Below are 25,046 nucleotides of genomic sequence, written 5' to 3' on the forward strand. Positions count from 1 at the left end.
TGGACGAAATAATGTCGGCCCCGGCGCACTACTGGAGGAAATAGGAGGCGGTCTGTGTGAAGCGGACACGCAATCTCGTACTTGTAGGAATCATGGGTGCGAGCCTCGCGCTCAGCGCCTGCGGCGGCGGCAGCGACGACAAGAGTGACGGCGGCGGTGGCGGCGGCGACAAGGCCGGCAAGATCGGCGTCATCCTTCCCGACACCAAGTCCTCGGTCCGCTGGGAAAGCGCTGACCGTCCGGCTCTTGTGAAGGCTTTCAAGGCCGCCGGCGTCAAATATGACATCCAGAACGCTGAGGGTGACGCCGACAAGATGGCCACCATCGCCGACGGCATGATCACCGGCGGTGTGACGGTCCTCGCGATCGTCAACCTCGACTCGGACTCGGGTGCCGCGATCGAGGAGAAGGCCAAGAAGCAGGGCGTCAAGACGATCGACTACGACCGCCTGACGCTGGGTGGCTCGGCTGACGTCTACATCTCGTACGACAACAGCAAGGTCGGTGCGCTCCAGGGCGAGGGACTCAAGAAGTGCCTCGGCGACAAGGACGCGAACATCATCTACCTCAACGGTTCGCCGACCGACAACAACGCCACGCTGTTCTCGCAGGGCGCCCACAGCGTCCTCGACAAGGTCACGACCTACAAGAACGTCGCTGAGCAGGCCGTCCCGGACTGGGACAACGACAAGGCCGTCACGATCTTCGAGCAGCTCTACACCAAGGTTGACGGCAAGGTTGACGGCGTCTACGCGGCCAACGACGGCCTCGCCGGCGGTGTCATCTCGATCCTGAAGAAGAACGGCCAGAACGGAAAGGTCCCGGTCACGGGCCAGGACGCCACGGTCGAGGGTCTGCAGAACATCCTCTCGGGTGACCAGTGCATGACGATCCAGAAGTCCGCCACGGGTCAGGCCGGCGCGCTCGCCAAGGCAGCCATTGCCATGGCCAAGGGCGACAAGGCCGAGACCACGGGCACGACCAAGGACGACACGGGCAACCGTGAAGTTCCGGCCGTCCTCCTGGACCCGGTTGCGATCGACAAGTCGAACGTCAAGGCTGTCATCGACTCGGGCGACATGAAGGCCTCCGATCTGTGCACCGGCGCTTACGCCAAGCTGTGCGCTGACGCTGGCATCAGCTGATTGCTGAGGGTGTGGTCCCCCGGGCGATCCCCGGGGGACCGCACCCGATGCTGTCTCTGCACCACCCCATCTCGGACCCTGCACCCCCTGGAAGGCTCACCATGAGCGAATCGACCCCCCTCCTCGAGCTCCGAGGAATCAACAAGAGCTTCGGTGTCGTCCACGTCCTTCACGACGTCGACCTCACCATTTATCCCGGCCAGGTCACCGCGCTCGTCGGTGACAACGGCGCCGGAAAGTCCACCCTCGTCAAGGCCATTGCGGGCATCTACCCGATCGACACCGGCGACTACGTCTTCGACGGCAAGCCGGTCACGGTCCACGGCCCCAAGGACGCCTCGGCTCTCGGCATCGAGGTCGTCTACCAGGACCTCGCCCTGTGCGAGAACCTCGACATCGTCGAGAACATGTTCCTCGGCCGCGAGTCCAAGAACGGGATCATCCTCGACGAGACCACGATGGAGTCCAAGGCCCGTGAGGCGCTGACCTCGCTCTCGGTCCGCACGGTCAAGTCCGTACGTCAAAGCGTCGCCAGCCTCTCCGGTGGCCAGCGGCAGACCGTCGCGATCGCCAAGTCGGTGCTGTGGAACTCGCGCGTCGTGCTCCTCGACGAGCCGACCGCCGCCCTCGGCGTCGCCCAGACGCGTCAGGTGCTCGATCTCGTGCGCCGCCTCGCCGACTCCGGTGTTGGCGTGCTGCTGATCTCGCACAACCTGACCGATGTCTTCGAGGTGGCGGACCGCATCACGGCGCTCTACCTCGGCCGTGTCGCGGCCGATGTCGCCACCAAGGACGTCACGTCCCGCCAGGTCGTGGAGCTCATCACGACCGGACAATCATCTGACCTCGGCGGCGTCTCGCCGTCCACCACGGCTTGACTCGGGAGATCATCATGACCGACATCGTCAACGACAAAGAAGCTGAGGAAGCAGGCTTCGCGGCCGACCTCACGCAGTCCCACAGCCTGGGGGAGTCCGTCCAGGCCTACATCAGCCGCGTACGTGGCGGCGAGATGGGTGCCCTGCCATCCGTTCTCGGCCTCGTCGTGCTGTTCATCGTGTTCGGCTTCGCCAATGACCGGTTCCTGTCGAACCTCAACTTCGCGAACCTGCTCACCCAGGCGGGTCCGATCATCATCCTCGCGATGGCCCTCATCCCCGTGCTGCTGCTGGGTGAGATCGACCTGTCGGCCGGAGTCGCTGGAGGCGTCTCCGCCTGTGTCATGGGCGTCCTGATGGTCGAGCACGACCAGAACTGGGTCGTCTCAGTGCTGGCTGCTCTGTTGACTGGGGCGGCGATCGGATTGATCATCGGGCTGCTCGTGTCGAAGCTCGGGATCCCGTCCTTCGTCGTGACCTTGGCGTTCTTTCTCGGCCTGCAAGGTGTGAGCCTCAAGCTGATCGGTGAGGGCGGATCCGTCCGCATCAGCCAGGACGTCATCAGCGGCATCGCCAACAACAACATGAGTGTTGCGGCAGGCTGGATCTCCGCGGTCGTCATCATCGCCGTGCTCACGGTGCTGAGGCTGCTGCAGCACCGGCGCAAGGTCTCACTCGGCCTGCAGCACCAGCCGTTGTCCCTCGTCGTCGCCCAGATCGCCGCAATCGGCATCGTGGTGTTCGGTGTGACGTACGTGCTCAACCAGAACCGCAGCGTGAACCCGAACTTCCCGATCGAGGGCATCCCGTACGTCATCCCGATGGTCATCCTGCTGTTGATCTTCTGGACGTTCATGCTCAGTCGTACGACCTGGGGCCGTCACGTCTACGCCGTCGGCGGCAACGCCGAAGCGGCTCGTCGCGCCGGCATCAATGTCGATCGCATCCGCATCTCGGTGTTCATCATCTGCTCCTCGATGGCAGCGCTGAGCGGCATCGTCGCAGCGTCGTACGTCGGCAAGGTCTCGACGAACTCCGGCGCCGGCAACGTGCTGCTCTACGGCGTGGGTGCGGCCGTCATCGGTGGCACCAGTCTTTTCGGAGGCAAGGGCAATGCCAGGGACGGCGTCATCGGCGGTCTCGTGATCGCCACGATCGCCAACGGCCTCGGCCTGCTGGCGCAGGCGTCGTACATCAACTTCCTCGTCACCGGCGGCGTGCTCCTGCTCGCAGCCAGCGTTGATGCCATCTCGCGCCGCCGTCGTTCGGCGACAGGCCTGGGATAAGCCATGGCAACCGCCGGACGCTCGGGGGTCGGCACGAATCAGGAGGACGTTCGCCGGCACAATCTCGGGACAGCTCTCGGGCACGTGCATCGCGCGGGTCGCATCTCCCGTGCCGAGCTGACGGCTCGCATGGGTCTCAACCGCAGCACGATCGCGGGTCTGGTGACCGAGCTGGAGTCCTTGGGGCTGGCCGATCAGGCCAAGCCCTCAGGGACCCGGATCGGCGCCGGACGCCCGTCGGTCGACGTCAAGGCGCGCCCGGGTGCGTACGTCCTGGCGGTCGACCTGCGGGTCGACGGGCTGACGGTGGCCCGAGTGGGACTCGGTGGCGTCATTCGATCACGTGCCACCGGCCCGGTCCCGACTGACCACGATCCGCAGGCCATCGCGGCCTCGGTCGTGGACCTGATGCGTCTGGTCGTCCGCGACGTCGAGCCCGGTGCCGCCCTGGTCGGTGTCGGACTCGGCGTCCCGGGCATCATCCGAGGCGACGACGGACTCGTACGCCTGGCGCCCAACCTCGGCTGGCAGGACGTCCCGTTCACCAAGATCCTGTCCGAACGGCTGGGTCCGATCGGCATGCCGGTGCTGGGCAACGACGCCGACCTCGGCGCGCTGGCCGAGCACCTGCGCGGTGCAGGTGTCGGTGTCGACGATCTGGTCTATCTGTCCGGCGAGGTCGGTGTGGGTGCCGGCGTCATCGTCGGCGGCCGCAAGCTCGAAGGCGCTGGCGGTTATGCCGGCGAGATCGGCCACATGCCGTTCATCCCTGACGGCAAGCTCTGCCACTGCGGCGCGCGGGGCTGCTGGGAGACCGAGATCGGCGCTCCCGCGATCGCCCTTGCCATCGGCTGTCCGCCCGAACAGGTCGGTGCGCTGGGGGAGTTCCTCGAGGGCGTCCACGAGGCCACCCCCGACCTCCGCATCGTCGGCCGGCACCTTGGTCGCGGCCTCGCCGGTGCGGTCAACCTGCTCAACCCGCGGGTCATCGTGCTCGGCGGCTACCTGCGATCGCTGTTCCCGCTCGTCCGCGAGGACGTCGACAGCGAGCTGGCGATCCACGGACTCATGGCACCCCGCGAGCAGGTCCTCGTGACATTGCCCGGGCTCGGCGGTGACTCCGTGCTGCACGGTGCTGCCGAGCTCGCGTTCGAGCCCCTCCTGGCCGACCCCGTCGGCCGGCTCGCCACCGCGTGCCTGGACGTCGAGGCCGCCCTCGCTGGATGACTGCAGGAACAGTGTCGCCGTTCTAGATTTGATGTCATGAGTGCATTCCTTCAGCGCCTCATCGACGCGCAGAACGCGCACGACGCGGAGCTCTTCGCGTCGTGCTTCAGCGGCGACTATCGGAGCGAGCAGCCCGCCCATCCGGGCCGCGCCTTCGTGGGACGGGAGCAGGTCCTCGAGAACTGGTCTTCGGTCTTTGCGGGCGTCCCGGACTTCCGAGCCGAGCTCGTGGCGTCGTGCACTGACGGGGACGTGGAATGGGGCGATGTCGACTGGCGCGGGCACCACACCGACGGCTCAACCTTCGCCATGCGCGGGGTTCTCATCCTCACGATCCGCAATGACCGGATTGCGGCAGGCCGGCTGTATGTCGAGCCGGTCGAGGACAGTGACGTCGACATCGACGCGTCGGTCGAGCAGCTTTACCGGCCACCACACGAAGGTGACTGAGCTCCAGCCTTCAGTCCTCGAGCTCGATGGGTTCCACCACGGCATCCACCAGAGCCCCGTTGCGCAGCACGGTGATCTCCATCCGGCGTCCAATGGCGTCGGCGAACAGCCTCTTCTGCAGGGACTGAGCGTCATCGAGGGACACGCCATCGACGGCGAGCACGATGTCGCCGGCATGCAGACCGCTGACCGCGGCCGGGCTGTTCTTGACGGCCTCGACAACACGCAGCGCGCGACGCTGCCCGAACCGCTCCACCTGGGCGGGAGTCAGCGGCGCAGGAGTGCTCACCAGGCCGAGGTACGCCCGGCGTACCCGCCCGTCATTCATCAGCGCGTGGATGATCCGCCGAGTGGTTGCGTTCATGGGCACCGCCAACCCGAGGCCGACCCCGGCCACTGCCGTGCTGATGCCGACCACGCGGCCGCGACTGTCAGCGAGGGCGCCGCCGGAGTTGCCTGGATTGAGCGCCGCGTCGGTCTGGATCACGTCCTCGATCAGCCGGGCCGCCGTACGCGAGCGCGCCGGCATGCTTCGGCCCAGGGCGCTCACGACGCCAGCGGTTACCGTGCCGGCCAGACCCAGCGGGTTGCCGACCGCCACGACGAGGGAGCCGACCAGCAGGGAGTCGGCGTCGCCGTACTCAGGCGGACTCGGCACGATTCCGTCGGTGCGTACCACCGCGAGGTCGGAGAGCGGATCGCGTCCGACGACTTTGAACCGGGCGACGGTGCCGTCAGCGAACTCCGCCGTGCCGCCGTCGGCCTCGCCGACGACGTGGGAGTTCGTGATCAGGTGACCCTCGCCGCTGAGCACGACGGCCGACCCGGCCGACTCGCCGCGAGCCAGCCGGATGCTCAGCGCCGCCACCCGGGGCGTCAATTGCGCGGCGACCGACGTGACGATCGCGGAGTACGCGTCGAGTGCATCGCGCTCGGCTTCTGAGTCGCTGCTCATACCTCGACAACTCCTGTCCCGCGACCGCTATTCCCGGGCTCACCCCGCTCAGAATCACGCACTGACCGCGGCGACGGCATCGCTGATGACGGCCGCGATCTGGTCGGGTACCTCGTTGGGCAGGAAGAACACGTTGCCCGGAACCGTCACGACCTTGACCGTCGAGCACGCCTCGAGCGTGCGCCGCTCGGCGTCGGTGAGATCGCCGTCGCCCTTCTCTGCGTGGACCACCCACGTCGGGACGCCGGAGTGGCACAGCATGGCGGCGTGGTCCTCGCCGGTTTTCAGCCACTTGAGGTATTCAAGAAGGGCAAGGCGCATGTCTTGTGGCTTGTTCCTGCCGAAGTCTGCAGCAAGCTCGGCCTGCCGCTCCGGTGTCACGGGGATGCGCTTGGCCATCGAGCCCACAGCCTTCTTCATCAACGCCAGCGGCAAGACGCCGAGCACCTTGGAGAGCCGGATGACATTGACCAAGAACGCCGACTCGTCCGGCAACGACAAGCTGATGCCGAGCAGCACCGTGGGGCCGGTGAAGAGCTTCTTCTCTGCCATCTCCAAGGCCACGTTCGCGCCCATGCTGAACCCGACGACGACGTCCGCTCCCGTCTGGGCCACGAGATCCGCCGTGATACGCCCGTACGCCTCATGGCTGTAGTCGTCCGGGGACGGCGCACCGGCCTGTCCCGGCATCGTCGCCGCCACCAGCCGCAGCCCAGCGAGGTCGGGTTGCTGCATCAGCTCCACGTACGAGCGGGCGCTGCACATGCCTCCGGGAAGCAACAGCACAGTGTGTTCGGCGTCCGCCGGACCAGACTCGTACAACTGCCACTCAACGCCCATACCGCACCGCCTCGCACACCCTTCTTTGAATGTACGCCCGGTTGTCGCGGTCGGCACACGGCTGGAATGTCGTCGGGGGACGGGGTTGGGGGATCCAAGTCACCAGCTCGGTCACATCATCTGGTGACGCGCGCCCAGAAATCATGTCCCACCCCCTCCCATCGACACTTCACCGCATCGCCGCAGTTGCCGGCGGTGGAAGCGCACGCTGAACGCGTCGGTCGCATGATGGATACGTGCGCGGAGTGCTGCTGGATCTCGATGGGGTTGTCTACGTAGGAGACGAGCCAGTGCCGGGCGCGGCCGGGACCGTCGACTGGCTCGCGCGTGAGGGCATTCCGTACCGTTTCCTGACCAACACCACCTCTCGTCCGCGGCGGGCGATCGTCGACAAGCTCGCTGGTATCGGTATCCGCGCTGGCGAGGACATGATCCTCACCCCCGCCGTGGCGGCGGTCGCCTGGCTTCGGCGCCACGAGATCGAGGGTCCGGCGCTGTTCGTCCCCGATGCCACTGCGGCGGAGTTCGCCGAGCTGGGACCGCTCCGTGCAAACGGTTCCGCTGGTGCCGTGATCGTCGGTGATTTGGGGGAGGGCTGGGAGTACGCGACGCTCAACCGCGCCTTTCGCCTCCTCATGAACGACCCAGCGCCTCCTCTGGTCGCCCTGGGAATGACCCGTTTCTGGCGCGCCGAGGACGGGCATCGGCTCGACGCCGGCCCATTCGTGCGAGCGCTTGAGTACGCCGCTGGGTGCACCGCGGTCGTTGTGGGCAAGCCTGATCCGGCGTTCTACGCCACCGCTGTCGACGCCTTGGCACTGGAGGCGGACCACGTTGTCATGGTCGGCGACGACATACGCACCGATGTCGAGGGTGCACAGCAGGCTGGACTGACCGGTGTCCTCGTCCGCACCGGCAAGTTCTCCGCGTCGGACCTCACCAGTGAGATCACCCCCGATGCGGTGCTCGACTCGATCGCCGACCTCCCGCGGTGGTGGGCCGATTCCCAGCCGTACTGAGCCCGGCAAGCGGCGCGGGCGTACCGTGAATGTGTGCGTGGTGACCGCGTGGAGATCGTGATTGATGCGGGCGGAGAGGTCCGCACCTATGAGATCGTCGCCAGCAAGAACGGCCGCCGGGTCGAGATCGAGACGGGGCGCGGCATCGTCACCGTGTCCGAGGTGACTCGCAGCGGTACGCCGGTCCGTACGGCCCGCTTCATGGCAACCCGCATCCTGGCGTTGGTCGAGCACCCGGCCGCGGACCAGAACATCGCGCGCGAGGTTCCCGAGCCGCGGGGGACGTGACTTCTTCAACTGCGCCGTTCGGCCTCGTCAGCGTGTCGACCGCTCGGCTACCGACCGCGCACGGGCCCTAAGCCGTCCGGGGTCGCAATGGGGTCAGCGTGTCTGAGGACGATCCGCCAGCCGCCGTCCTCGAGACGCAGGACGGTTGTGACCCGCAGGCGGAACGGTTCCACCTCCGGCCGATCTGCGACCCGCGCGCGCCAATCCTCGACCGCGTGCATGACCACGCACTGCCCATAGTCGTAGCGGGCCAGAACTTCGAACGGTTCGACATCACCGTCCTGAAAGCGCGACGAAGCGAAATCCAGGGCGTGACCCACCGCATCCCAGCCCACTGACGCAGGACCGAAAGGGTTGGCGAGCACCACGTCCTCGGTGTGCGAGTAGATGGCCTTGACACCCTCGGGGTCGCCGCGGGCGAATAGTCGCGCGGCCTCGTAGTACTGCTTGAAGAACTCGGGCCTCTCGTCGGCCATGGCGACCTCCAACCTCACGACATACGACAAGTCTCGCTCTGCTGCGACGCAAGTGCACCCTCATCGGACAGCTTCAGGTCGCTGCTGGACGAGCCGACGGACGTTTGCGGGAACCACAGTGTCGGTGGTCGGTGGAACAGTGGACCGTCGAGGTGGTGGGTCGACGCAAGGACCGAGGCGAGGAGCGACTGGACGTGACCGGAGTCCACGACGTGACACCCGCGGTGCATCTCAGGAATGTCGAAGACGGGGACATCGAGGTGTTCTTCGACCACCAGGCGGATCCGCAGGCGGTCGAGATGGCGGCGTTTCCCGCTCGCGACGAGGACCAGTTCGCGGCGCACTGGGCGAAGCTCCGCGGCGACGACACCCTGGTTGTGCGCACGATCGTTGCCGATGGCGCGGTGGCTGGCAACATCGGCAGCTGGCCGGACAACGGGCAGCAACTACTCGGCTACTGGGTCGGACGCGAGTTCTGGGGCCGCGGCGTCGCGACACAGGCGCTCGCCCTGATGGTGGACGAAGTGTCGGTCCGGCCGTTGTACGCCCATGTCGTGACGCACAACGTGGGCTCGATCCGCGTCCTGGAGAAGTGTGGGTTTCGGCGCGATCGCGTGGAGGAGGCGAAGGTGCCGGCGTCCGACGACGGCATCGAGGAGTTCATCTACGTGCTGAACGCATAGGGTCGCAGCGGTGATGCGCGGCATGGCCCGGCAAGACCCGGCACCGAACACCTGCATCTGTCTGGGAGGATGTGGCGATGCGCGCACTTGTGGTCGCCGCTGCCGGGTCTCGACCGGAGGTCCGAGACGTGCCGCGACCCTCGGCTCCAGCCGGTGGCGTCGTTGTCCGTGTCGTTGCCACTGGCATGTGTCGCAGCGACTGGCACGGCTGGGCAGGACACGACGACGAGATCTCGTTCCCACATGTGCCCGGCCATGAGCTTGCCGGGGAGCTCGTGGAGGTTGGCACGGGTGTGACGCGGTGGAGGGTCGGGGACCGGGTCACCGTTCCGTTCGTCTGCGGCTGTGGTCGGTGCGCGTGGTGCCTAGGAGGCAACGCGCAGGTCTGTCCCGACCAGGAACAGCCAGGGTTCACGCACTGGGGTTCCTTCGCTGAGTACGTCGCTCTGCACGCCGCGGACACCAACCTGGTCGCCATTCCTGAGCAGGTGGACTTTGCGACCGCGGCCAGCCTCGGATGCCGGTTCGCCACGGCGTACCGCGCGCTCGTGGGACGCGCGCGAGTCACCGAGGGGGAGTGGATCACCGTGATCGGTGCCGGCGGAGTCGGTCTGAGCGCGGTGATGATCGCCCGCGCACTCGGTGCCCGGGTGGTCGCCGTCGACCGTAACCGAGAGGCACTCGCAGTGGCCGCCGAGCTCGGCGCGGAGCACACCCTCCGTGCCGACGGCACCGACATCCCGTCGGCGGTCGGGGATCTCACCGGCGGTGGCAGCCACGTCGCGATCGATGCCGTCGGTAGCGAGCAAACCTGTGCCGATGCCATCCTCAGCCTGCGGCGTCGAGGCCGACTTGTGCAGGTTGGACTGCTTCCGTCGATCGGCGGACACCCGAGGGTGCCGATGGCACGAGTGATCGGCTGGGAGCTCGACGTCTTGGGAAGCCACGGGATGGCCGCGACCGACTATCCCAGCATGCTCGCGTTGATCGAGGCGGGATCACTGCAACCGCAACGGCTGATCGAGCGAACCATCGGTCTAGACGCAGCCGCGGACCTGTTGCCGACGTTCGACCAGGCGAAGGTTGCCGGCATGACCATGATCGATCCAACCCGCTGAGCTCGATCGACGCGCGCGGTCGTCCGTGTTCAGTGGGGAGCGTCGGATTGGCGCGCGTACGAGATCGAGGCGACGCTGGGGCTCCTTGTTCTTGCCGCGCTCATCACGAGAGCACGATGGAAGGGCACGCTGAATCGTTAGCGGCCGGCGGCAAAACGAACGCCGTGGTGTTTCCCGTCCCGCTGAGGAGGAGTCCGACTCAAGCAAGAGGCCACCCGCGGACTGCTTGTACCGGGGCGGCCTCCTTGTCCCGAGCGGAACTCGGTCTTGGATTGCTCAGTTGCGGCAGTAGCCCCAGTAGTTGGCGGTGCTGTGGTAGTCATTCGCCCGCACGGAGTGGCATGAGTTGTAATCGCTGGCCCACGGGTTTACGTCGTCGTGTCGGTTTCCGGCGCTGGCTGGCGCGGCCAGGGTGACCGCGGCAATCGGAGTGATGACCATGGTCGCGAGAATGGTTGCTAGGGACCTACGCATATTTCTGCCTCCGTACCCGGGACATTCCCGAACCCCGCTTGCCCGGTCAGCGGGCGGGTTCGACATCAGCGTCCTCGCTGTCCGACCTCATCGGCCATAGCCCAAAGGGGCCAACTGTTGTCCGCTGATGAACTAGTGACAACCAGTCGATCGGATGCGTCTGGCTACGCCGAACCGCCGGACCGGGACTGTCAGAGCGGGCGCATGCTCGAGAACATGACGGTGCGAATGCGTCTCTCGGCGAGGTTGGCGACCTGGTTGGCGACCATCTGCCCGAAGGCATCTCCGAGGAAGGTCGCGAAGGTAACCGGTGGCGGTCCGTCCCGCTCGATCCGGGCGCGCATCTGCTGGAACCAGGCGAGGCTCTCGTCTGACGAGTCGACTTCCGAGACGACCTCGAATCCGGCCGCCGGGAGCAGTTCGCGCATGCGCTCGGGGCTCGCTAGGAAGCTGGTCGACGGGTCGGCAGCCCACGGAACCGGAAAGCGGACGGGGCCACCTTCACCCTGCAACACGTCGTAGATGACGAACCTGCCGCCGGGTCGGAGCACCCGGAAGGCTTCGGCATAGAGCGCGGGCTTGTCGGCGATGTTCATCGCCACGTGAACTGTCAGCGCAGCGTCGAACGCGCCGTCAGGAAAGCCCGTCGCGGTGGCATCGCCGACGTGGAAGCTGGTCCGATCGGACATGCCGGTCCACTGCGAGAGTGCCGTCGCAACCTCGCAGAACTCCGAAGTGAGATCGACGCCAGTAACTGTGCATCCGGTTTCCTCTGCCACCGTCCGCGCCGGACCGCCCAATCCGCTGCCGAGGTCGAGCACGCGAGAGTTGGCGGTTACGTCGAGCGCCTCGATGATCTCCAGAGTTGCCGCCCGCCCCCGGATGTGGAACTCGTCGACCGGAGCGAGGTCAGCCGGCCGCAGCGCTGCCCGGTCAACCCCAGAGGCGTCCAGCGCGGAGCTGATCGCCGATACGAGCCCGCCAGGGCCGGTGTAGAAGGTCGAGATCTGGTTCATCTCTTCATCGTTGCAGCGTCAGCTGCTACTCGGCCGCCATTCGCGGAAGAGGGTTGAAACGCGCGTGCTCAGGGAACAACACCCGCTGGTCTCTGTCGAAATGACGTTGATCTAAAGCGCCAGCGTCCCCGCGTAGACGTCGGCCAGGGCGTCTTCTGCGGCGCCCAGCGCGGCGGCGTGGATGCCGAGCGAGCTGAGTCGGATCTGCGGGAGGTGGATCGACGCCGAGGGGAGCCGCTCGGCGAGGACCTGTCCGGCGGCGGGGACGACGTAGGCGCCAAGGGGGACGAAGTAGCCGCCGAGGACGATAGCGGCGGGGTCGAGGACGGCGGCCAGGGTGGCCAAACCGGTGCCGAGGTCGCGGCCGAGGGCACCGAGGGCGTCGCGGGTGATCGGGTCGCGGGTCGCGCGGTCCGCGACGGCGATGGCAGTCTGCAGGGGAGTGTCCTCCTCGTCGATGCCGACAGCGCTGAGCATGGCACGCAGGCCGACGGAGGCTTCCCAGCAGCCGAGGCGGCCGCAGCCGCACACGCGCGAGGGGTTGCCGATCGGCATGTGGCCGACCTCGCCGGCGAACCCGGCGCCGCCACGTACGAGCCGGCCGTCCTGCACGATGCCGGCGCCGATGCCGATCGTGCCGGTGATGTAGAGGGAGTGCGAGACGTCGGTCGTCACGCCGTGGGCAGCCTCGGCGAGGGCGGCGCAGTTGGCGTCGTTGTCGATCGTGGTGGGGCAGTCGTCACCAAACGCTGCCTCGAGCTCGGCCGCGAGGTGCCGGCCGTCCCAGCCGAGGTTGGGCGCCCACGAGACCGTGCGATTGTCGTGCGCGACGAGGCCCGGCACAGCAACCGTTGCGCCGACGACGGTATGGCCGTCGTTGACCAGCACGTTGCGGATGTCGGTCGCCAGCTCGAAGAGCTCCTCGGTGCTGGGCGGTGTGCCAGGAGTGGCGACGGGGCGGGTCTCGACGATCCGCACGTTGCCGGCGAGGTCGAGGGCGACGGCGGCGAGATAGTCGACGTTGACCTCGAGCCCCAGCCCGATGATCGACTCGCCGGTCAGGGTCACCGGCCGGCCGGGCCGCCCGCGACCCGACGGGACGGAGTCGTCCTGGGTCACGGCGCGGGCAGCCTCGAGCTCGGCGACGATCGTGCCGACCGTCGCCTTGGCGAGCCCGGTCCGACGGGCCAGCTCGGTACGTGTTGCCGGCCCGTCGGTCCGCAGGGAGCGCAGCACGAGGCCGGTGTTCTGCCGGCGTACGTACTCCGTCCCTGTCGGGACCCCGGTGAGGGTCACCCTCCGCGCACCCCGTAGAGGTACTCGAGCGCGAGCTGGTCGAGGTGCTCGAACCCGGCGCCGCGGACAGCGAGTGCGTCGGGGTCGGCCGGCGGGGCAGCCTCCAGGTCCGCCCAGCCCTCACCTTCGGACAGCGTCGGCTGCGCGAGCTCGGGCAGCTTGGCGGCCGCAAGGGCCTCCTGCACCTCGGGATCGGCGCGGAATGCGAGCGCCTTCTCCCGCAGCACGAGGTAGTTGGTCATGCAGCCCTTGGCCGAGGCCCAGACACCTTCGTCGTCCTCGGTGCGCGGCGTCTTGAAGTCGAAGTGCACAGGTCCGTCATACCCGCCGGCCAGCAGCGTGTCGACGACCCAGAACGCACCGCGTACGTTGCCGGCGCCGAAGCGGAAGTCCTGGTCGTAGCGGGGACCGGTCTGGCCGTTGAGGTCGATGTGGAACAGCTTGCCCTGCCACATCGCCTGTGCGTAGCCGTGTGCGGCGTTGAGGCCGGCCATCTCCTCGTGCCCGATCTCGGGGTTGACGCCGACGTTCTCGGAGCGGTCGAGCGTCTCGATGAACGCCAGCGCGTGCCCGATCGTCGGCAGCAGGATGTCGCCGCGGGGCTCGTTGGGCTTGGGCTCGATCGCGAACTTGATGTCGTAGCCCTTGTCGTGCACGAACTCGCCCAGCACGTTGAACGCCTCGCGGTAGCGGTCGAGCGCTGCCTGGACGTCCTTCGCCGCACCGGACTCGGCACCCTCACGGCCGCCCCAGCAGACGTAGACCTTGGCGCCGAGCTCGGCGGCGAGGTCGATGTTGCGCATGACCTTGCGGATCGCGAAGCGACGCACCTCGCGGTCGTTGGACGTGAAGCCGCCGTCCTTGAACACGGGGTGGGTGAACAGGTTGGTCGTGGCGGTGGTGACGACGAGGCCGGTGTCGGCGAGACCCTTCTTCCAGCGCTCGATGATCTGCTCGCGAGTCGCGTCGTCGGAGCCGAACGGGATCAGGTCGTCGTCGTGGAAGTTGACGCCGTACGCGCCGAGGCCCGCGAGCCGCTCGAGGGCGTAGATCGGGTCCATCGGGGCGCGGGTGGGCTCGCCGAACGGGTCACGACCGGGGTAGGCGACGGTCCACAGGCCGAAGGAGAACTTGTCGGAGGGGGAAGGGGTCGGGATGCTCATGGGAGCCCTATTTCTGTGAGGTGGTGTCGGACCACGGGATGGTGCGGTCGCGGAGGCGTGCGTAGGCCTCACGCACGGGAGGTGTGGGTTCTGCTTCGTACGTCTCGGCGTTCGCCGAGGCCCAGGTCGGAGGTTCTGCACTGCCGCCGAGCGCCCAGGCGGCCTGGCGGGCGGCGCCGAGGGCTACGTACTCGCCGGGTGCGGGCACGGTCACGGGAGTGCCGAAGATCGCGGGTGCGATGGCGTGCACCGCGGCATTGCCCGCCGCGCCGCCGACCATGAGGATCCGCCGCGGCGTGATGCCGGTCTTGGCGACGAGGTGGTCGACGCCGTCGGCCAGCGAGCAGAGCAGGGCCTCGAAGGAGGCGCGGGCGAGGTCCTCGCGGGTCGTCGACGAGGTCAGGCCGCTCCACGTGCCGGTGGCGTCGGGCAGGTTGGGCGTACGTTCGCCGTCGTAGTAGGGGACGATCGTCAGCCCGTTGGCGCCCGGGGGAGCGGCGAGGGCCAGGCGGCCGAGCTCCTCGTGGTCGACGCCGAGCAGGTTGGCCTGCAGGTCGAGGATGCGGGCGGCGTTGATGGTCGTGGCCATCGGCAGGAACCGCCCGGTCGCGTCGGCGAAGCCGGTGACCGACCCTGTGCCGTCGGCGATGCGCGCGTCGCTGATCGCCGAGGCGACCCCCGACGTGCCGATCGAGACGACGACGTCGCCGGGGCCCAGGTCGAGGGCGAGCGCAGCGGCCATGTTGTCGCCCGTGCCCGCGCCCACGACGAGTCCGTTGGCGGTGGTCGCGGCAACCTCCGACGACGCGACGATGCGGGGGAGCTCGACGGCCTGCCCGATCGCGGCCTCGGCGAGCTCGGGGAGCCAGTCGTCCTTGCCGGTGGAGAAGTAGCCCGTGCCGGACGCGTCGCCGCGGTCCGTGAACGGCTCACCGCCGGTGATGTGGCGGGAGACGTAGTCGTGGGGGAGCAACACCCGGCGCGTACGGGCTGCCGCGTCGGGCTCGTGGTCGCGGAGCCAGCGCAGCTTGGTCGACGTGAACGAGGCGACGAGCACACTGCCGATCGTGTCGGCGCAGGCCTCGGGGCCGCCCATCTCGTCGATCAGGTCGAGGGCCTCGCCGCTCGAGCGGGTGTCGTTCCAGAGGATCGCGTCGTGCACGGGGGAGTCGGACTCGTCGAGGGCGACCATGCCGTGCTGCTGGCCACCGACCGCGACCGCGCTGGCCCGCTCAAGGAGTCCCGCGGTGGCCTGGTCGAACGCATCGAGCCAGGCGCGAGGGTCGACGGACGTGCCGTCAGGGTGCGGGGCGGACTGCTGCGCGACGACCTCGCCGGTCGCGGCGTCGACGAGCAGCGCCTTGGTCGACTGGGTGGAGGAGTCGATGCCCAGTACGAAGTCCGATGCCATGTGACAGGTTTAGTACGAGTCTTGAATTAAGTCAAGACCTCTGCGTGCACATGCGCGTGCTCAGCAACGAGGACTGAACTCTTCACGATCGCGCAACACGGACGAAACAGCTGCCGTTCGAGACTGGACGGGATATCTGTCGCGTGACAGGTAGTGGCTCTTCTTCCGCTCAAAGGACGCCCCATGACACTGACTGCTCCACCCTCATCCACGCCATCGTCGCCACCGTCCGAGTCCCACGATCTCGGGGCTCTCGGCTACACCCAGGAGCTCCGCCGCGGAGTGGGCAGCTTTGCCTCGTTCGCTGCGGGCTTCTCCTTCGTCTCGATCCTGACGACGGTCTTCCAGCTCTTCGGTCTGGGTTTCAGCCTCGGCGGAGCGGCGTTCTTCTGGACCTGGCCGATCGTCTTCGGTGGTCAGCTGCTCGTCGCCCTGTGCTTCGCCGAGCTGGCCGCCCGTTATCCGATCTCAGGGTCGATCTTCCAGTGGTCGAGTCGCCTTGCCGGCACCGACTTCGGGTGGTTCACCGGCTGGGTCATGGTGATCGGCCAGATCCTCACTGTCGCGACCGCGGCGATAGCGATGCAGGCCGTGCTTCCCGCGATCTGGACGGGCTTCCAGCTCGTCGGCGGCTCCGGCGCCGACTCGTCCCCGCTCAGCCCGACCGGTGCGCAGAACGCCGTCGTCCTCGGACTGATCGTGCTGACGCTCACCACGGCGATCAACGTGATCGGCGTACGCCTGATGGCTGTCGTCACCTCCGCGGCGGTGGCCATCGAGATCCTCGGCGTCGTGGCCCTGGTGGTCGCCCTGTTCTTCCACTCCGAGCGTGGCATCGGCACGGTCAACACGACAGCGGGAGCGGCGCCCGGGCACTACCTGCCCCTGTGGCTCGCATCCTCGCTGATGGCCGCGTACGTCATGGTCGGCTTCGACTCAGCCGGTGAGCTGTCCGAGGAGACTCATGCACCGCGCCGCACCACGCCTCGCACGATCGTCCGCGCGCTCGTCGTATCAGGCATCGGTGGTCTCCTGCTGCTGCTCGCCGGACTGCTCGCGGCGCCCAGCCTGACCGACGGATCGCTCGCGACCTCAGGCCTGGCGGGCGTCCTGACCGCCCGGCTGGGTGACGTCAGCGGTCGCCTCCTGCTGGGCGCGGTGGCCATCGCGGTCTTCGCGTGCACGCTCGCGGTCCAGACCGCGGGTTCGCGGATGATGTTCTCGATGGCGCGCGAGCGCACGCTGCCGTTCTCCTCGGTCCTGGCGAAGGTCTCGCCGCGGACGGGCACCCCGATCGCAACCTCGGTCGTGGTGGGTGTCGGAGCGGCGATCGCCCTGGCGGTCAACTGGAACCAGAGCGCGGTCTTTCTCGCGTTGGCGTCGCTGTGCATCGCGATGCTCTACCTCGCCTACCTGGGCGTCACCGTGCCGTTGCTGGTCTCGCGGATCCGTAACAAGGGCCTGGCAGACGGCGTCGACGAGGACGGCCGCCCGCTGTTCTCACTCGGCCGATGGGGTCTGGTGGTCAACCTCGTCGCGATCGCATACCAGCTCGGCATGGTCGTCAACCTGGCCTGGCCGCGCACGGAGATCTACGACCTCGAGGGCCGCGGCTGGTGGTTGCAGTGGAGCGCCTTGCTGTTCATCGGGTTGACGCTCGTGGTCGGAGCCGCAATCCACTGGCGCACGCGGATCCGCCACGGTGGCGCCATCAAGCTGCCGGCGTTGCACACGACCGCCGACACCACGGCCGAGGCGATCGCCTGATGGTGGGAGCACGCGACACCGCCAGCGTGCTGGCGGCCCGAGCCGACGCCAGAGCCCAAGGGGCGAACGTCTCGGACTGGATGCCATACCTGCCGGCGGCCACCTCACCCTTCGCACCGGACGGCGTCGACCCGTCGGCGTTGGTCTGGGCGGAGACGGTGGCTCCCGGTGGCTACACCCACAAGGTCGTGGCGCGTGGCGCCCGGCTGCGGCTCGAGGACGTCACTGGTGACGCGTGCGCGCACGTGCTGGTGTTCAACGCCCTCGAGCCGTGGGAGCGACTCAATGTCGCCGACACGCAGAAGATCCCGTGGCAGGCCTACCTCGGTGCCGGCCACCCGCTGCTGTCGGGCGAGGGACGGGTGCTGGCAACGGTCGTCGCCGACACGTCGGCGCACCATGACGCGTTCTGCGGCACGTCGTCGGACGAGTGGAACGTCGTCAAGTGCGGCGACGCGGCGCCGCAGGGTCCGAGCCCGTCGGGCAGGGCCCTGTTCAGCCTGGCCGGCGTCAAGCACGGACTCACCCCGCGGGATCTTCCACCGTCGGTGTCGTTCTTCCAGGGCATCCGGGTCCAGGACGACGGGGCGCTGTCATGGCTTGGGTCCGCCGGCCCGCACACATCTGTGGACCTGGTCGCCGAGATGCCGCTCATCGTGCTCGTGGCGAACGTCCCGCACCCGCTCGACCCGCGTCCGGACTACGTCGTCGGACCGCTGCGCGTGCATGCCTGGCGCAGCGACCCCAGCGGTCCGGCTGACGAGCACTACGGGGCGTCGCCAGAGCGGGAGCGCGCCTACCTGAACACGACCGACTACCTGGAGGCGAGGGGCCTGTGAGCACCGAGACCATCGAAGAGATCCGCACCACCGTGCCGGTCGGAGCCGTGTACGCGCCGGGATCCCGGCTCGACTGGAGCGAGGCGCTGGTGCCTGGCGAGGTCGTGCTCGACGAGCGGGTCGCACCCAACGCGCCGTGGTCCGCAGTCGTGCTGGCAGGGGACGTCCTGACGATCGTCGACGTCGGAGGGAACCAGTCCGCCGACTGCCTGATGTTCAACGCGCACGACACGGCCGAGCGTTACAGCGTGCCCGACACGCTCACGTGGCAGGGCAACGCGTACGTCCGGGAGGGCACCGTCCTGCGATCGGGGCTCGGTCGTCCGCTCATGACAGTCGTCGGCAACGAGATCGACCGGCAGGACACGATCGGTGGTGCGTGCGGCAAGGAGTCCAACACGCTGCGCTATGGACACCACACCGCGTACCAGCACGGCTGCCGGGAGAACTTCCTTGCCGAGGCATCGCGGCACGGGCTGACCTCGCGGGACCTCGTGTCCAACCTCAACTGGTTCATGAACGTGCCCGTCGAGGCCGACGGCGCCCTCGGGATCGTCGACGGGATGTCGGCACCTGGTCGCCGGGTCGCGATCCGCGCCGACATGGACGTGCTCGTGCTCGTGTCCAACTGCCCGCAAATGAACAACCCGTGCAACGAGTTCAACCCGACTCCACTGCGGATGATCGTCACCCGGAACGAGGTCACGAGCCGATGAGCTTCGACACCCTGCTGATCGCCAACCGCGGGGAGATCGCCCGCCGGATCGTGCGATCGGCGAAGGATCTCGGCCTGCGCACCGTCGCAGTCTTCTCCGAGGCCGATCGCGCTGCCCCGCACGTGCGCGAAGCGGACGAGGCGGTGCTGCTCGGCCCGGCCCCGGCTCGCGACTCGTACCTGAGGATCGAGGGTGTGCTGGAGGCCGCAGCGCGTACGGGCGCAGGTGCGATCCACCCGGGGTACGGCTTCCTGTCCGAGAGCGCCGATTTCGCGCGCGCCGTCGAGGACGCAGGCATGGCGTTCGTCGGCCCGACACCACTGCAGATCGAGTGGTTCGGCAGCAAGCACACGGCACGTGAGCTGGCCGAGAAGGCTGGTGTGCCGATGCTGGTCGGCACCGGACTGCTCGACTCGGCCGAGGACGCCGTACGCGAGGCGCAACGGGTCGGGTTGCCGGTCATGATCAAGGCGACGGGCGGCGGAGGCGGCATCGGAATGCAGGCGTGCGCCACGGTCGACGAGGTGCGGTCGGCGTACGAGCGAGTGGTCCGTCAGGCCGAGGCGTCGTTCGGCTCCTCCGGCGTCTTCCTCGAGCGCCTGGTCCGCCCCGCGCGGCACGTCGAGGTGCAGGTGTTCGGTGACGGCGACGGCCGGATCGCGGTCATCGGCGACCGGGACTGCTCGCTGCAGCGCCGCAAYCAGAAGGTCATCGAGGAGGCGCCGGCACCGGCCTTGCCGGACCACGTGCGAGGCGCGATGCACGAAGCGGCCGCTTCATTGGCGGCATCGGTCGACTACCGCTCCGCAGGCACGGTGGAGTTCGTCTACGACCCCGTCCGCGAGGAGGCCGCCTTCCTCGAGGTCAACACCCGCCTCCAGGTCGAGCACCCCGTGACCGAGATGGTCTATGGCGTCGACCTGGTCGAGCTCATGCTGCGGCTCTCGCGCGACGGCGCCGGCGAGCTCGACCCGCGGGTCTTCGACCGGCAGTGGTCGGCAGACGGCGTAGCGGTCGAGGCCCGCGTGTACGCCGAGGACCCGGCCAAGGACAGCGCCCCGTCGAGCGGACTGGTGACCCGTGCCGTGTTCCCCGGCCAGAACGCTCCCGCGATCCCGGACGTACGCGTGGACAGCTGGATCGAGACCGGCCTGGAGGTCTCACCGTTCTACGACCCGATGCTGGCCAAGGTCATCGCGCTGGCACCGTCCCGCGACGCTGCGCTCGACCTCCTCGACGAGGGTCTCGCCACCAGCCGGGTCGACGGTGTCGTCACCAACCTGGGGCTGTTGCGCGAGCTCGCCGGAGGCGACGCGCTCCGCAGCGCCACACACTCGACGTCCACGCTGTCGACGACGGCCGACCCTGAACCCCGCATCGATGTGCCGGAAGCCGGCGCTATGACGACCGTGCAGGACCTCCCCGGCCGTGTCGGGCACTGGCAGGTCGGCGTGCCGCCATCGGGACCGATGGACCCGGTGTCGCTGCGCGAGGCGAACCTCGCTGTGGGCAACCCCGAGGGTGCGCCGGGACTGGAGGTGACCGCCACCGGACCGAGCCTGCGGTTCTCCTACCCAGCTGTGGTCTGCGTGACCGGCGCGCCGGCCGACGTCACGATCGACGGTGCCCCGGCACCCATGTGGGAGCCGCTCGACGTGGGCGCCGGATCAGTCCTGGCGATCGGCACCGCGGCAGGGCCAGGACTCCGGCTGGCCATCGCGGTGCGGGGCGGCATCGACGTGCCGACATACCTGGGCAGTGCTTCGACGTTCACGCTTGGCGGGTTCGGTGGCCACGGCGGTCGTGCGCTCGTCCCGGGCGACGTGCTGCGCCCCGGCTCACAGGACGCCGAGGCGCCGCACCCTGCCTTCGCGGAGGGTGAGACGCTCACCCGCATCGGTGGCCCGACGCCGGCGGAACGCCGACCGTACCTGACTTCGTCGTGGCAGATCGCCGTCACGGAGGGCCCGCACGCGGCACCGGAGTTCTTCACACGGGACGACATCGACACGCTCTATGCGACTGACTACGAGGTCCACTTCAACTCGGCCCGCACCGGTGTACGCCTGATGGGGCCGCGACCGACCTGGGCTCGCAGCGACGGTGGCGAAGCCGGCCTGCACCCGTCCAACATCCATGACACGCCGTATGCCGTCGGTGCGCTTGACTTCACCGGCGACACCCCGATCATCCTCGGGCCCGATGGGCCGTCGCTCGGCGGTTTCGTGTGCCCCGCGGTGGTCGCGAGCGGCGAGCTGTGGAAGCTCGGACAGCTGCGCCCGGGCGACACGGTGCGATTCGTCCCCATCCGTGAGCACGAGGCTGCGGGGCTCGACTCACACCGCAGCTCCGCCACGGTGGTGACCCGCGGCGGGGACGGCGACGACGGGGTCATCGCCCGACTCGAGCCGGCCGGTGGCGTCGGTGGACGGCCCGCCGTGACATACCGGCGTGACGGGGATGACAACCTGCTCGTCGAGTACGGCGCGCAGGTGCTCGACCTCGGACTGCGCATGCGGGTGCACGCCCTCATGACGCGGCTGCAGGAAGTCGCGCCGGCCGGCATCCTGGACATCACGCCGGGGATCCGCTCGCTGCAGGTGCACACTGACGCGAAGGTGATCGGCGCGGCTCGAGTCGCCGGCCTCATGCAGGAGATCGAGCGGGACCTGCCGGCGACGAACCAGCTGGTCGTGCCTTCGCGGCGTGTCCGGCTGCCGCTGTCGTGGGACGATCCGGCGACCCGGCTGGCGACGGAGCGCTACATGGCCGGCGTACGCGATGACGCGCCCTGGACGCCGTGGAACATCGAGTTCATCCGACGCATCAACGGCCTCGAGTCGGTCGCCGACGTCCACCGCACGGTGTTCGGCGCGAGCTACCTGGTGCTGGGGCTCGGCGACGTCTATCTCGGAGCCCCCGTCGCGACGCCTCTCGATCCCCGCCACCGGCTCGTCACTACCAAGTACAACCCGGCTCGCACCTGGACCGCSGAGAACKCGGTCGGSATCGGCGGAGCGTACCTGTGCATCTATGGGATGGAGGGTCCCGGCGGCTATCAGCTGGTCGGGCGGACGACGCAGGTGTGGAACAGCTTCCGTCGCGGTGGGCTGTCGGACGCGCAGCCGTGGGCGCTGCGGTTCTTCGACCGCATCGAGTGGTATCCGGTGTCGGCCGACGAGCTGCTCGAGCTGAGGTCCGAGACGGCCGCGGGACGAGGACCTGTCGACACCGAGGACGGTGTCTTCGCACTGGCTGACCACGAACGATTCCTCGCCGACAATGCGGAGTCGATCGGCCAGTTCCGTGCTCAGCAAGCCGCTGCGTTCGAGGCAGAGAAGGGCCGCTGGCGAGCGTCGGGGGAGTTCGACGTCAGACCCGAACCGCCCGTCGTGACGGCGGGTGCGCCGGTCGACATCCCACCAGGCAGCATCCCCGTCTCGGCTCCCTTCGTGTCGAGCGTCTGGCAGGTCTCGGTCACGAAGGGAGCACAGGTACGGTCCGGTGAACGGGTCCTGGCGCTGGAAGCCATGAAGATGGAGACATCGATGACCTCTCCGATCGATGGCGAAGTCGTCGAGATCTACGTCGAGCCGGGCGAGCAGGTCGTGCCGGGACAGGTCCTCATGGCGATCCGGGAGCAGGCATGACATCAACTGAGCGGATCAGCGCGGCATACGAGCGGATCGCGGCGGTGGACCGGCCCGAGGCCTGGATCCACCTGAGACCGCTGGAGGACGCGCTTGCGGACGCGGCAGCCGTCGATGCGCGGGTCGTCGCTGGGGAGTCGCTGCCGCTGGCCGGGCTCGCCGCTGCGGTCAAGGACAACATCGATGTCGCCGGGATGCCGACGACGGCGGGCGCGGCGTCGTACAGCTACCTGCCGGCAGCCGACGCGACGGCGGTCGCCCGACTGCGTGCCGCGGGTGCCGTCGTGCTGGGCAAGACGAACCTCGACCAGTTCGCGACCGGCCTTGTCGGCACCCGCAGCCCGTACGGCGCGGTCCGCAACGCCTGGGACCCGACCCGAATCTCAGGCGGATCGAGCTCGGGCTCCGCCGTCATGGTGGCGCTCGGTGTCGTCGACATCTCGCTCGGGACGGACACGGCAGGATCAGGACGGGTGCCTGCGGCACTCAACGGCATCGTCGGCGTCAAGCCGACCAAGGGGCTCATCCCCACGACGGGCGTCGTGCCGGCGTGCCGGAGCCTGGACTGCGTGACGGTCTTCGCCCGGGAGCTGGGGCTCGCCCGGACGACGGTCGAGCTGCTCAGCGGTGCTGACGGCATCGACACCGGTGCGAGGAATGACCGGGCGACGGCTCTCCCCGCGACGCCGCTGCGTGTGGCTGTGCCGGCGTCCCACAACCTTGAGGGGCTCGCTGACGGATGGGGTGACGCCTTCAGCGCGGTCGTCGACGAGTTGACCGGTCATGGCGTGGAGGTGGTCGCGGTGGACATCACGCCCTTGCTGCGAGCGGCTGACCTGCTCTATGGCGGAGCGTTCGTCGCCGAACGTACGGCGGCGGTCGGCGACCACATCACCAAGCACGCTGACCTGATCGGCAGTGATCTGGACCCGACGGTCGCAGCAATCGTCCAGGCGGGAGCCGACGCCACTGCCGTCGAATACTTCCGCGACCTCGAGCAGCTCGAACGCCTCGGCGCGGAGGGCAGAGTGCTGCTCGACGGCTTCGCGGCCCTGCTGACACCGACCACCACCTGGCATCCCACGCTTGCCGAGGTGGCGGCCGATCCGGTTGGCGCGAACGCCCGGATGGGTCGATTCACCAACTTCGCCAACCTGCTCGACATGTCGTCACTCGCGGTGCCGGCAGGCACCGTCGAGGGACTGCCGTTCGGCGTGATGCTGACCGGCAGGGCCTTCGACGACCGACTGCTGGCCGACGTGGCTGCCCTCGTGGGCGGGCCGACGGCAGAACTCCTTGTCGTGGGGGCGCACCTCAGCGATCAGCCCCTCAACCATCAGCTCGTGTCGGCCGGGGGAAGCCTGGTGGCAGACGTACGCACCGCTCCGACTTACCGACTGCACGCGCTCCAGACCCAGCCGCCCAAGCCCGGCCTCGTCCGGGTCGTCGAGGGCGGGGTGAGCGTGCCGGGCGAGGTCTGGCGTCTCCCGGCCGCGGGCCTGGGCAGATTCGTCAACGCGTTGCCCGCGCCCATGACGATCGGGACGGTGGAGCTGGACGACGGGTCGTCGGTCACTGGGTTCCTCTGCGAGCCGTACGCGCTCGAGGGTGCACTGGACATCAGCGACTTCGGCGGTTGGCGCGCGTACGTGTCGAGCGTGACAGGATCGCGTGCATGAGCACCGACTCCGGCACGCAGAAGGTCGGCCGACCACGGGCCGCTCCGCAAGGGAGCTCGGATCTTGCCCCGCGAGACCAGATCCTGGGAGCTGCGGCCGCACTGTTCGCTGAGCACGGCTATGCGGGGACGACCACGAGGGCGATCGCCGAGCGCGTCGGCATCCGTCAAGCCTCGCTCTACTACTACTTCGCCGGCAAGGACGAGATCCTGCTGGAGCTGCTGGAGATCTCGGTGCGGCCCAGCCTCGCGTTCGTCACGCCCCTGTTGGCCGAGCCCGATCGACCGGCGGCTCTGTATGCGCTGGCGTTGATCGATGTCGAGACGCTGCTCGCCACGCCGCACAACGTCGGCGTGCTCTATCTCTCGCACGAGGTGCAGCAGCCACGTTTCGACACCTTCCGGGCCCATCGGAACGAGCTGGCGTCGGCCTACAAGCAGCTCGTCGACGGCCTGGTCGAAGACCCTGCCTTCATCGGGGCGTGCTGCATGCAGCTTGTCGAGATGGTGATCACACTGCGCCGCGATGGTGAGCCGGATGCCTCGACCGCGCCGGCGATCGCGACGGCCTGCTTGCGTCTGCTCGGATTGCCCGAGGAGGAAGTGGTCAGGGTTGCCGCAGCCGGCGAGCGGCTGCTGGCTGCGCTCGCGGACTGACCGTCTGCCCAGTG

General features: G+C 68.4%; 23 protein-coding genes. 15 read left to right on the forward strand and 8 right to left on the reverse strand.

All coding sequences use genetic code 11. The annotated features are described in order from the left end of the window. Positions 1 to 92 precede the first annotated feature (92 nt). The 5 genes from AC1DVU_RS19780 to AC1DVU_RS19800 all read left to right on the forward strand — a co-directional run bounded on the left by AC1DVU_RS19780 (position 93) and on the right by AC1DVU_RS19800 (position 4,986). Complete coding sequence (locus tag AC1DVU_RS19780; RefSeq protein ID WP_476924166.1) at positions 93 to 1,145, forward strand: sugar ABC transporter substrate-binding protein; 1,053 nt, start codon at positions 93 to 95, stop codon at positions 1,143 to 1,145. A 101-nt stretch (positions 1,146 to 1,246) separates the two neighbouring features. Beyond that, entirely contained in the window at positions 1,247 to 2,023 is a 777-nt protein-coding gene (locus AC1DVU_RS19785; RefSeq protein ID WP_476924167.1) for an ATP-binding cassette domain-containing protein, read from the forward strand. A 14-nt stretch (positions 2,024 to 2,037) separates the two neighbouring features. Continuing rightward, positions 2,038 to 3,309, forward strand: a complete 1,272-nt coding sequence (locus AC1DVU_RS19790; protein WP_476924168.1) for a sugar ABC transporter permease — start codon at positions 2,038 to 2,040, stop codon at positions 3,307 to 3,309. Positions 3,310 to 3,312: 3 nt separating this feature from the next. Beyond that, complete coding sequence (locus AC1DVU_RS19795; protein ID WP_476924169.1) at positions 3,313 to 4,536, forward strand: ROK family transcriptional regulator; 1,224 nt, start codon at positions 3,313 to 3,315, stop codon at positions 4,534 to 4,536. Positions 4,537 to 4,572: 36 nt separating this feature from the next. Beyond that, positions 4,573 to 4,986: a nuclear transport factor 2 family protein gene (locus AC1DVU_RS19800; RefSeq protein WP_476924170.1), complete on the forward strand. Its 414-nt coding sequence runs from the start codon at positions 4,573 to 4,575 to the stop codon at positions 4,984 to 4,986. Positions 4,987 to 4,996: 10 nt separating this feature from the next. Here the strand turns inward: AC1DVU_RS19800 and AC1DVU_RS19805 are convergent, their stop codons facing one another. Continuing rightward, the gene (locus tag AC1DVU_RS19805; protein ID WP_476924171.1) at positions 4,997 to 5,941 is read right to left on the reverse strand and encodes a S1C family serine protease; all 945 of its coding nucleotides are present in this window, start codon (positions 5,939 to 5,941) and stop codon (positions 4,997 to 4,999) included. Positions 5,942 to 5,995: 54 nt separating this feature from the next. After that, positions 5,996 to 6,781, reverse strand: a complete 786-nt coding sequence (locus AC1DVU_RS19810) for an alpha/beta fold hydrolase (RefSeq protein WP_476924172.1) — start codon at positions 6,779 to 6,781, stop codon at positions 5,996 to 5,998. A gap of 236 nt (positions 6,782 to 7,017) precedes the next feature. Between AC1DVU_RS19810 and AC1DVU_RS19815 the strand changes: the two genes are divergently transcribed. After that, positions 7,018 to 7,800 (forward strand): TIGR01458 family HAD-type hydrolase, encoded by a 783-nt coding sequence (locus AC1DVU_RS19815; RefSeq protein ID WP_476924173.1) that lies wholly within the window; start codon positions 7,018 to 7,020, stop codon positions 7,798 to 7,800. Positions 7,801 to 7,848: 48 nt separating this feature from the next. Then, positions 7,849 to 8,088: a hypothetical protein gene (locus tag AC1DVU_RS19820; protein WP_476924174.1), complete on the forward strand. Its 240-nt coding sequence runs from the start codon at positions 7,849 to 7,851 to the stop codon at positions 8,086 to 8,088. Positions 8,089 to 8,135: 47 nt separating this feature from the next. On the opposite strand, the gene AC1DVU_RS19825 is transcribed toward AC1DVU_RS19820, so the two are convergent. Beyond that, positions 8,136 to 8,564 carry a YybH family protein gene (locus AC1DVU_RS19825; protein WP_476924175.1) on the reverse strand — a complete coding sequence of 143 codons (429 nt, stop codon included), beginning with the start codon at positions 8,562 to 8,564 and terminating at the stop codon, positions 8,136 to 8,138. 194 nt (positions 8,565 to 8,758) lie between these two features. Here AC1DVU_RS19825 and AC1DVU_RS19830 point away from each other — a divergent pair, with 194 nt between their 5' ends. Continuing rightward, a complete protein-coding gene (locus AC1DVU_RS19830; protein ID WP_476924176.1) occupies positions 8,759 to 9,247 on the forward strand; it encodes a GNAT family N-acetyltransferase in 489 nt (162 codons plus the stop codon). A 77-nt stretch (positions 9,248 to 9,324) separates the two neighbouring features. Beyond that, positions 9,325 to 10,365 carry a zinc-dependent alcohol dehydrogenase family protein gene (locus AC1DVU_RS19835; protein WP_476924177.1) on the forward strand — a complete coding sequence of 347 codons (1,041 nt, stop codon included), beginning with the start codon at positions 9,325 to 9,327 and terminating at the stop codon, positions 10,363 to 10,365. 276 nt (positions 10,366 to 10,641) lie between these two features. Here the strand turns inward: AC1DVU_RS19835 and AC1DVU_RS19840 are convergent, their stop codons facing one another. The 5 genes from AC1DVU_RS19840 to xylB all read right to left on the reverse strand — a co-directional run bounded on the left by AC1DVU_RS19840 (position 10,642) and on the right by xylB (position 15,725). After that, complete coding sequence (locus tag AC1DVU_RS19840) at positions 10,642 to 10,806, reverse strand: hypothetical protein (RefSeq protein WP_476924178.1); 165 nt, start codon at positions 10,804 to 10,806, stop codon at positions 10,642 to 10,644. Between the two features lie 224 nt (positions 10,807 to 11,030). Further along, positions 11,031 to 11,855 (reverse strand): class I SAM-dependent methyltransferase, encoded by an 825-nt coding sequence (locus AC1DVU_RS19845; protein WP_476924179.1) that lies wholly within the window; start codon positions 11,853 to 11,855, stop codon positions 11,031 to 11,033. 111 nt (positions 11,856 to 11,966) lie between these two features. Continuing rightward, entirely contained in the window at positions 11,967 to 13,151 is a 1,185-nt protein-coding gene (locus AC1DVU_RS19850) for an ROK family transcriptional regulator (protein ID WP_476924180.1), read from the reverse strand. Next, entirely contained in the window at positions 13,148 to 14,314 is a 1,167-nt protein-coding gene (gene xylA / locus AC1DVU_RS19855; protein WP_476924181.1) for a xylose isomerase, read from the reverse strand. Before xylA ends, AC1DVU_RS19850 begins: the two co-directional genes overlap by 4 nt. Before the next feature lie 7 nt (positions 14,315 to 14,321). Further along, on the reverse strand, positions 14,322 to 15,725 hold the full coding sequence (xylB, locus tag AC1DVU_RS19860; RefSeq protein WP_476924182.1) for a xylulokinase: 1,404 nt from the start codon (positions 15,723 to 15,725) through the stop codon (positions 14,322 to 14,324). A gap of 183 nt (positions 15,726 to 15,908) precedes the next feature. On the opposite strand from xylB, the gene AC1DVU_RS19865 reads away from it, so the two are divergent. From AC1DVU_RS19865 to AC1DVU_RS19890, 6 genes are read left to right on the forward strand one after another with little or no spacing between them, the layout of a single operon-like run. Further along, entirely contained in the window at positions 15,909 to 17,492 is a 1,584-nt protein-coding gene (locus tag AC1DVU_RS19865) for an APC family permease (protein ID WP_476924183.1), read from the forward strand. Beyond that, complete coding sequence (locus tag AC1DVU_RS19870; RefSeq protein WP_476924184.1) at positions 17,492 to 18,331, forward strand: urea amidolyase associated protein UAAP1; 840 nt, start codon at positions 17,492 to 17,494, stop codon at positions 18,329 to 18,331. Before AC1DVU_RS19865 ends, AC1DVU_RS19870 begins: the two co-directional genes overlap by 1 nt. Further along, the gene (locus AC1DVU_RS19875) at positions 18,328 to 19,047 is read left to right on the forward strand and encodes an urea amidolyase associated protein UAAP2 (RefSeq protein ID WP_476924185.1); all 720 of its coding nucleotides are present in this window, start codon (positions 18,328 to 18,330) and stop codon (positions 19,045 to 19,047) included. The genes AC1DVU_RS19870 and AC1DVU_RS19875 overlap by 4 nt, the downstream gene beginning before the upstream one ends. Beyond that, on the forward strand, positions 19,044 to 22,697 hold the full coding sequence (gene uca, locus AC1DVU_RS19880) for an urea carboxylase (RefSeq protein WP_476924186.1): 3,654 nt from the start codon (positions 19,044 to 19,046) through the stop codon (positions 22,695 to 22,697). Before AC1DVU_RS19875 ends, uca begins: the two co-directional genes overlap by 4 nt. Beyond that, entirely contained in the window at positions 22,694 to 24,376 is a 1,683-nt protein-coding gene (locus AC1DVU_RS19885) for an allophanate hydrolase (protein WP_476924187.1), read from the forward strand. The genes uca and AC1DVU_RS19885 overlap by 4 nt, the downstream gene beginning before the upstream one ends. After that, positions 24,373 to 25,032 (forward strand): TetR/AcrR family transcriptional regulator, encoded by a 660-nt coding sequence (locus AC1DVU_RS19890; RefSeq protein WP_476924188.1) that lies wholly within the window; start codon positions 24,373 to 24,375, stop codon positions 25,030 to 25,032. Before AC1DVU_RS19885 ends, AC1DVU_RS19890 begins: the two co-directional genes overlap by 4 nt. Positions 25,033 to 25,046 lie beyond the last annotated feature (14 nt).

It is taken from the genome of Aeromicrobium sp. P2_G6 (assembly GCF_056403535.1).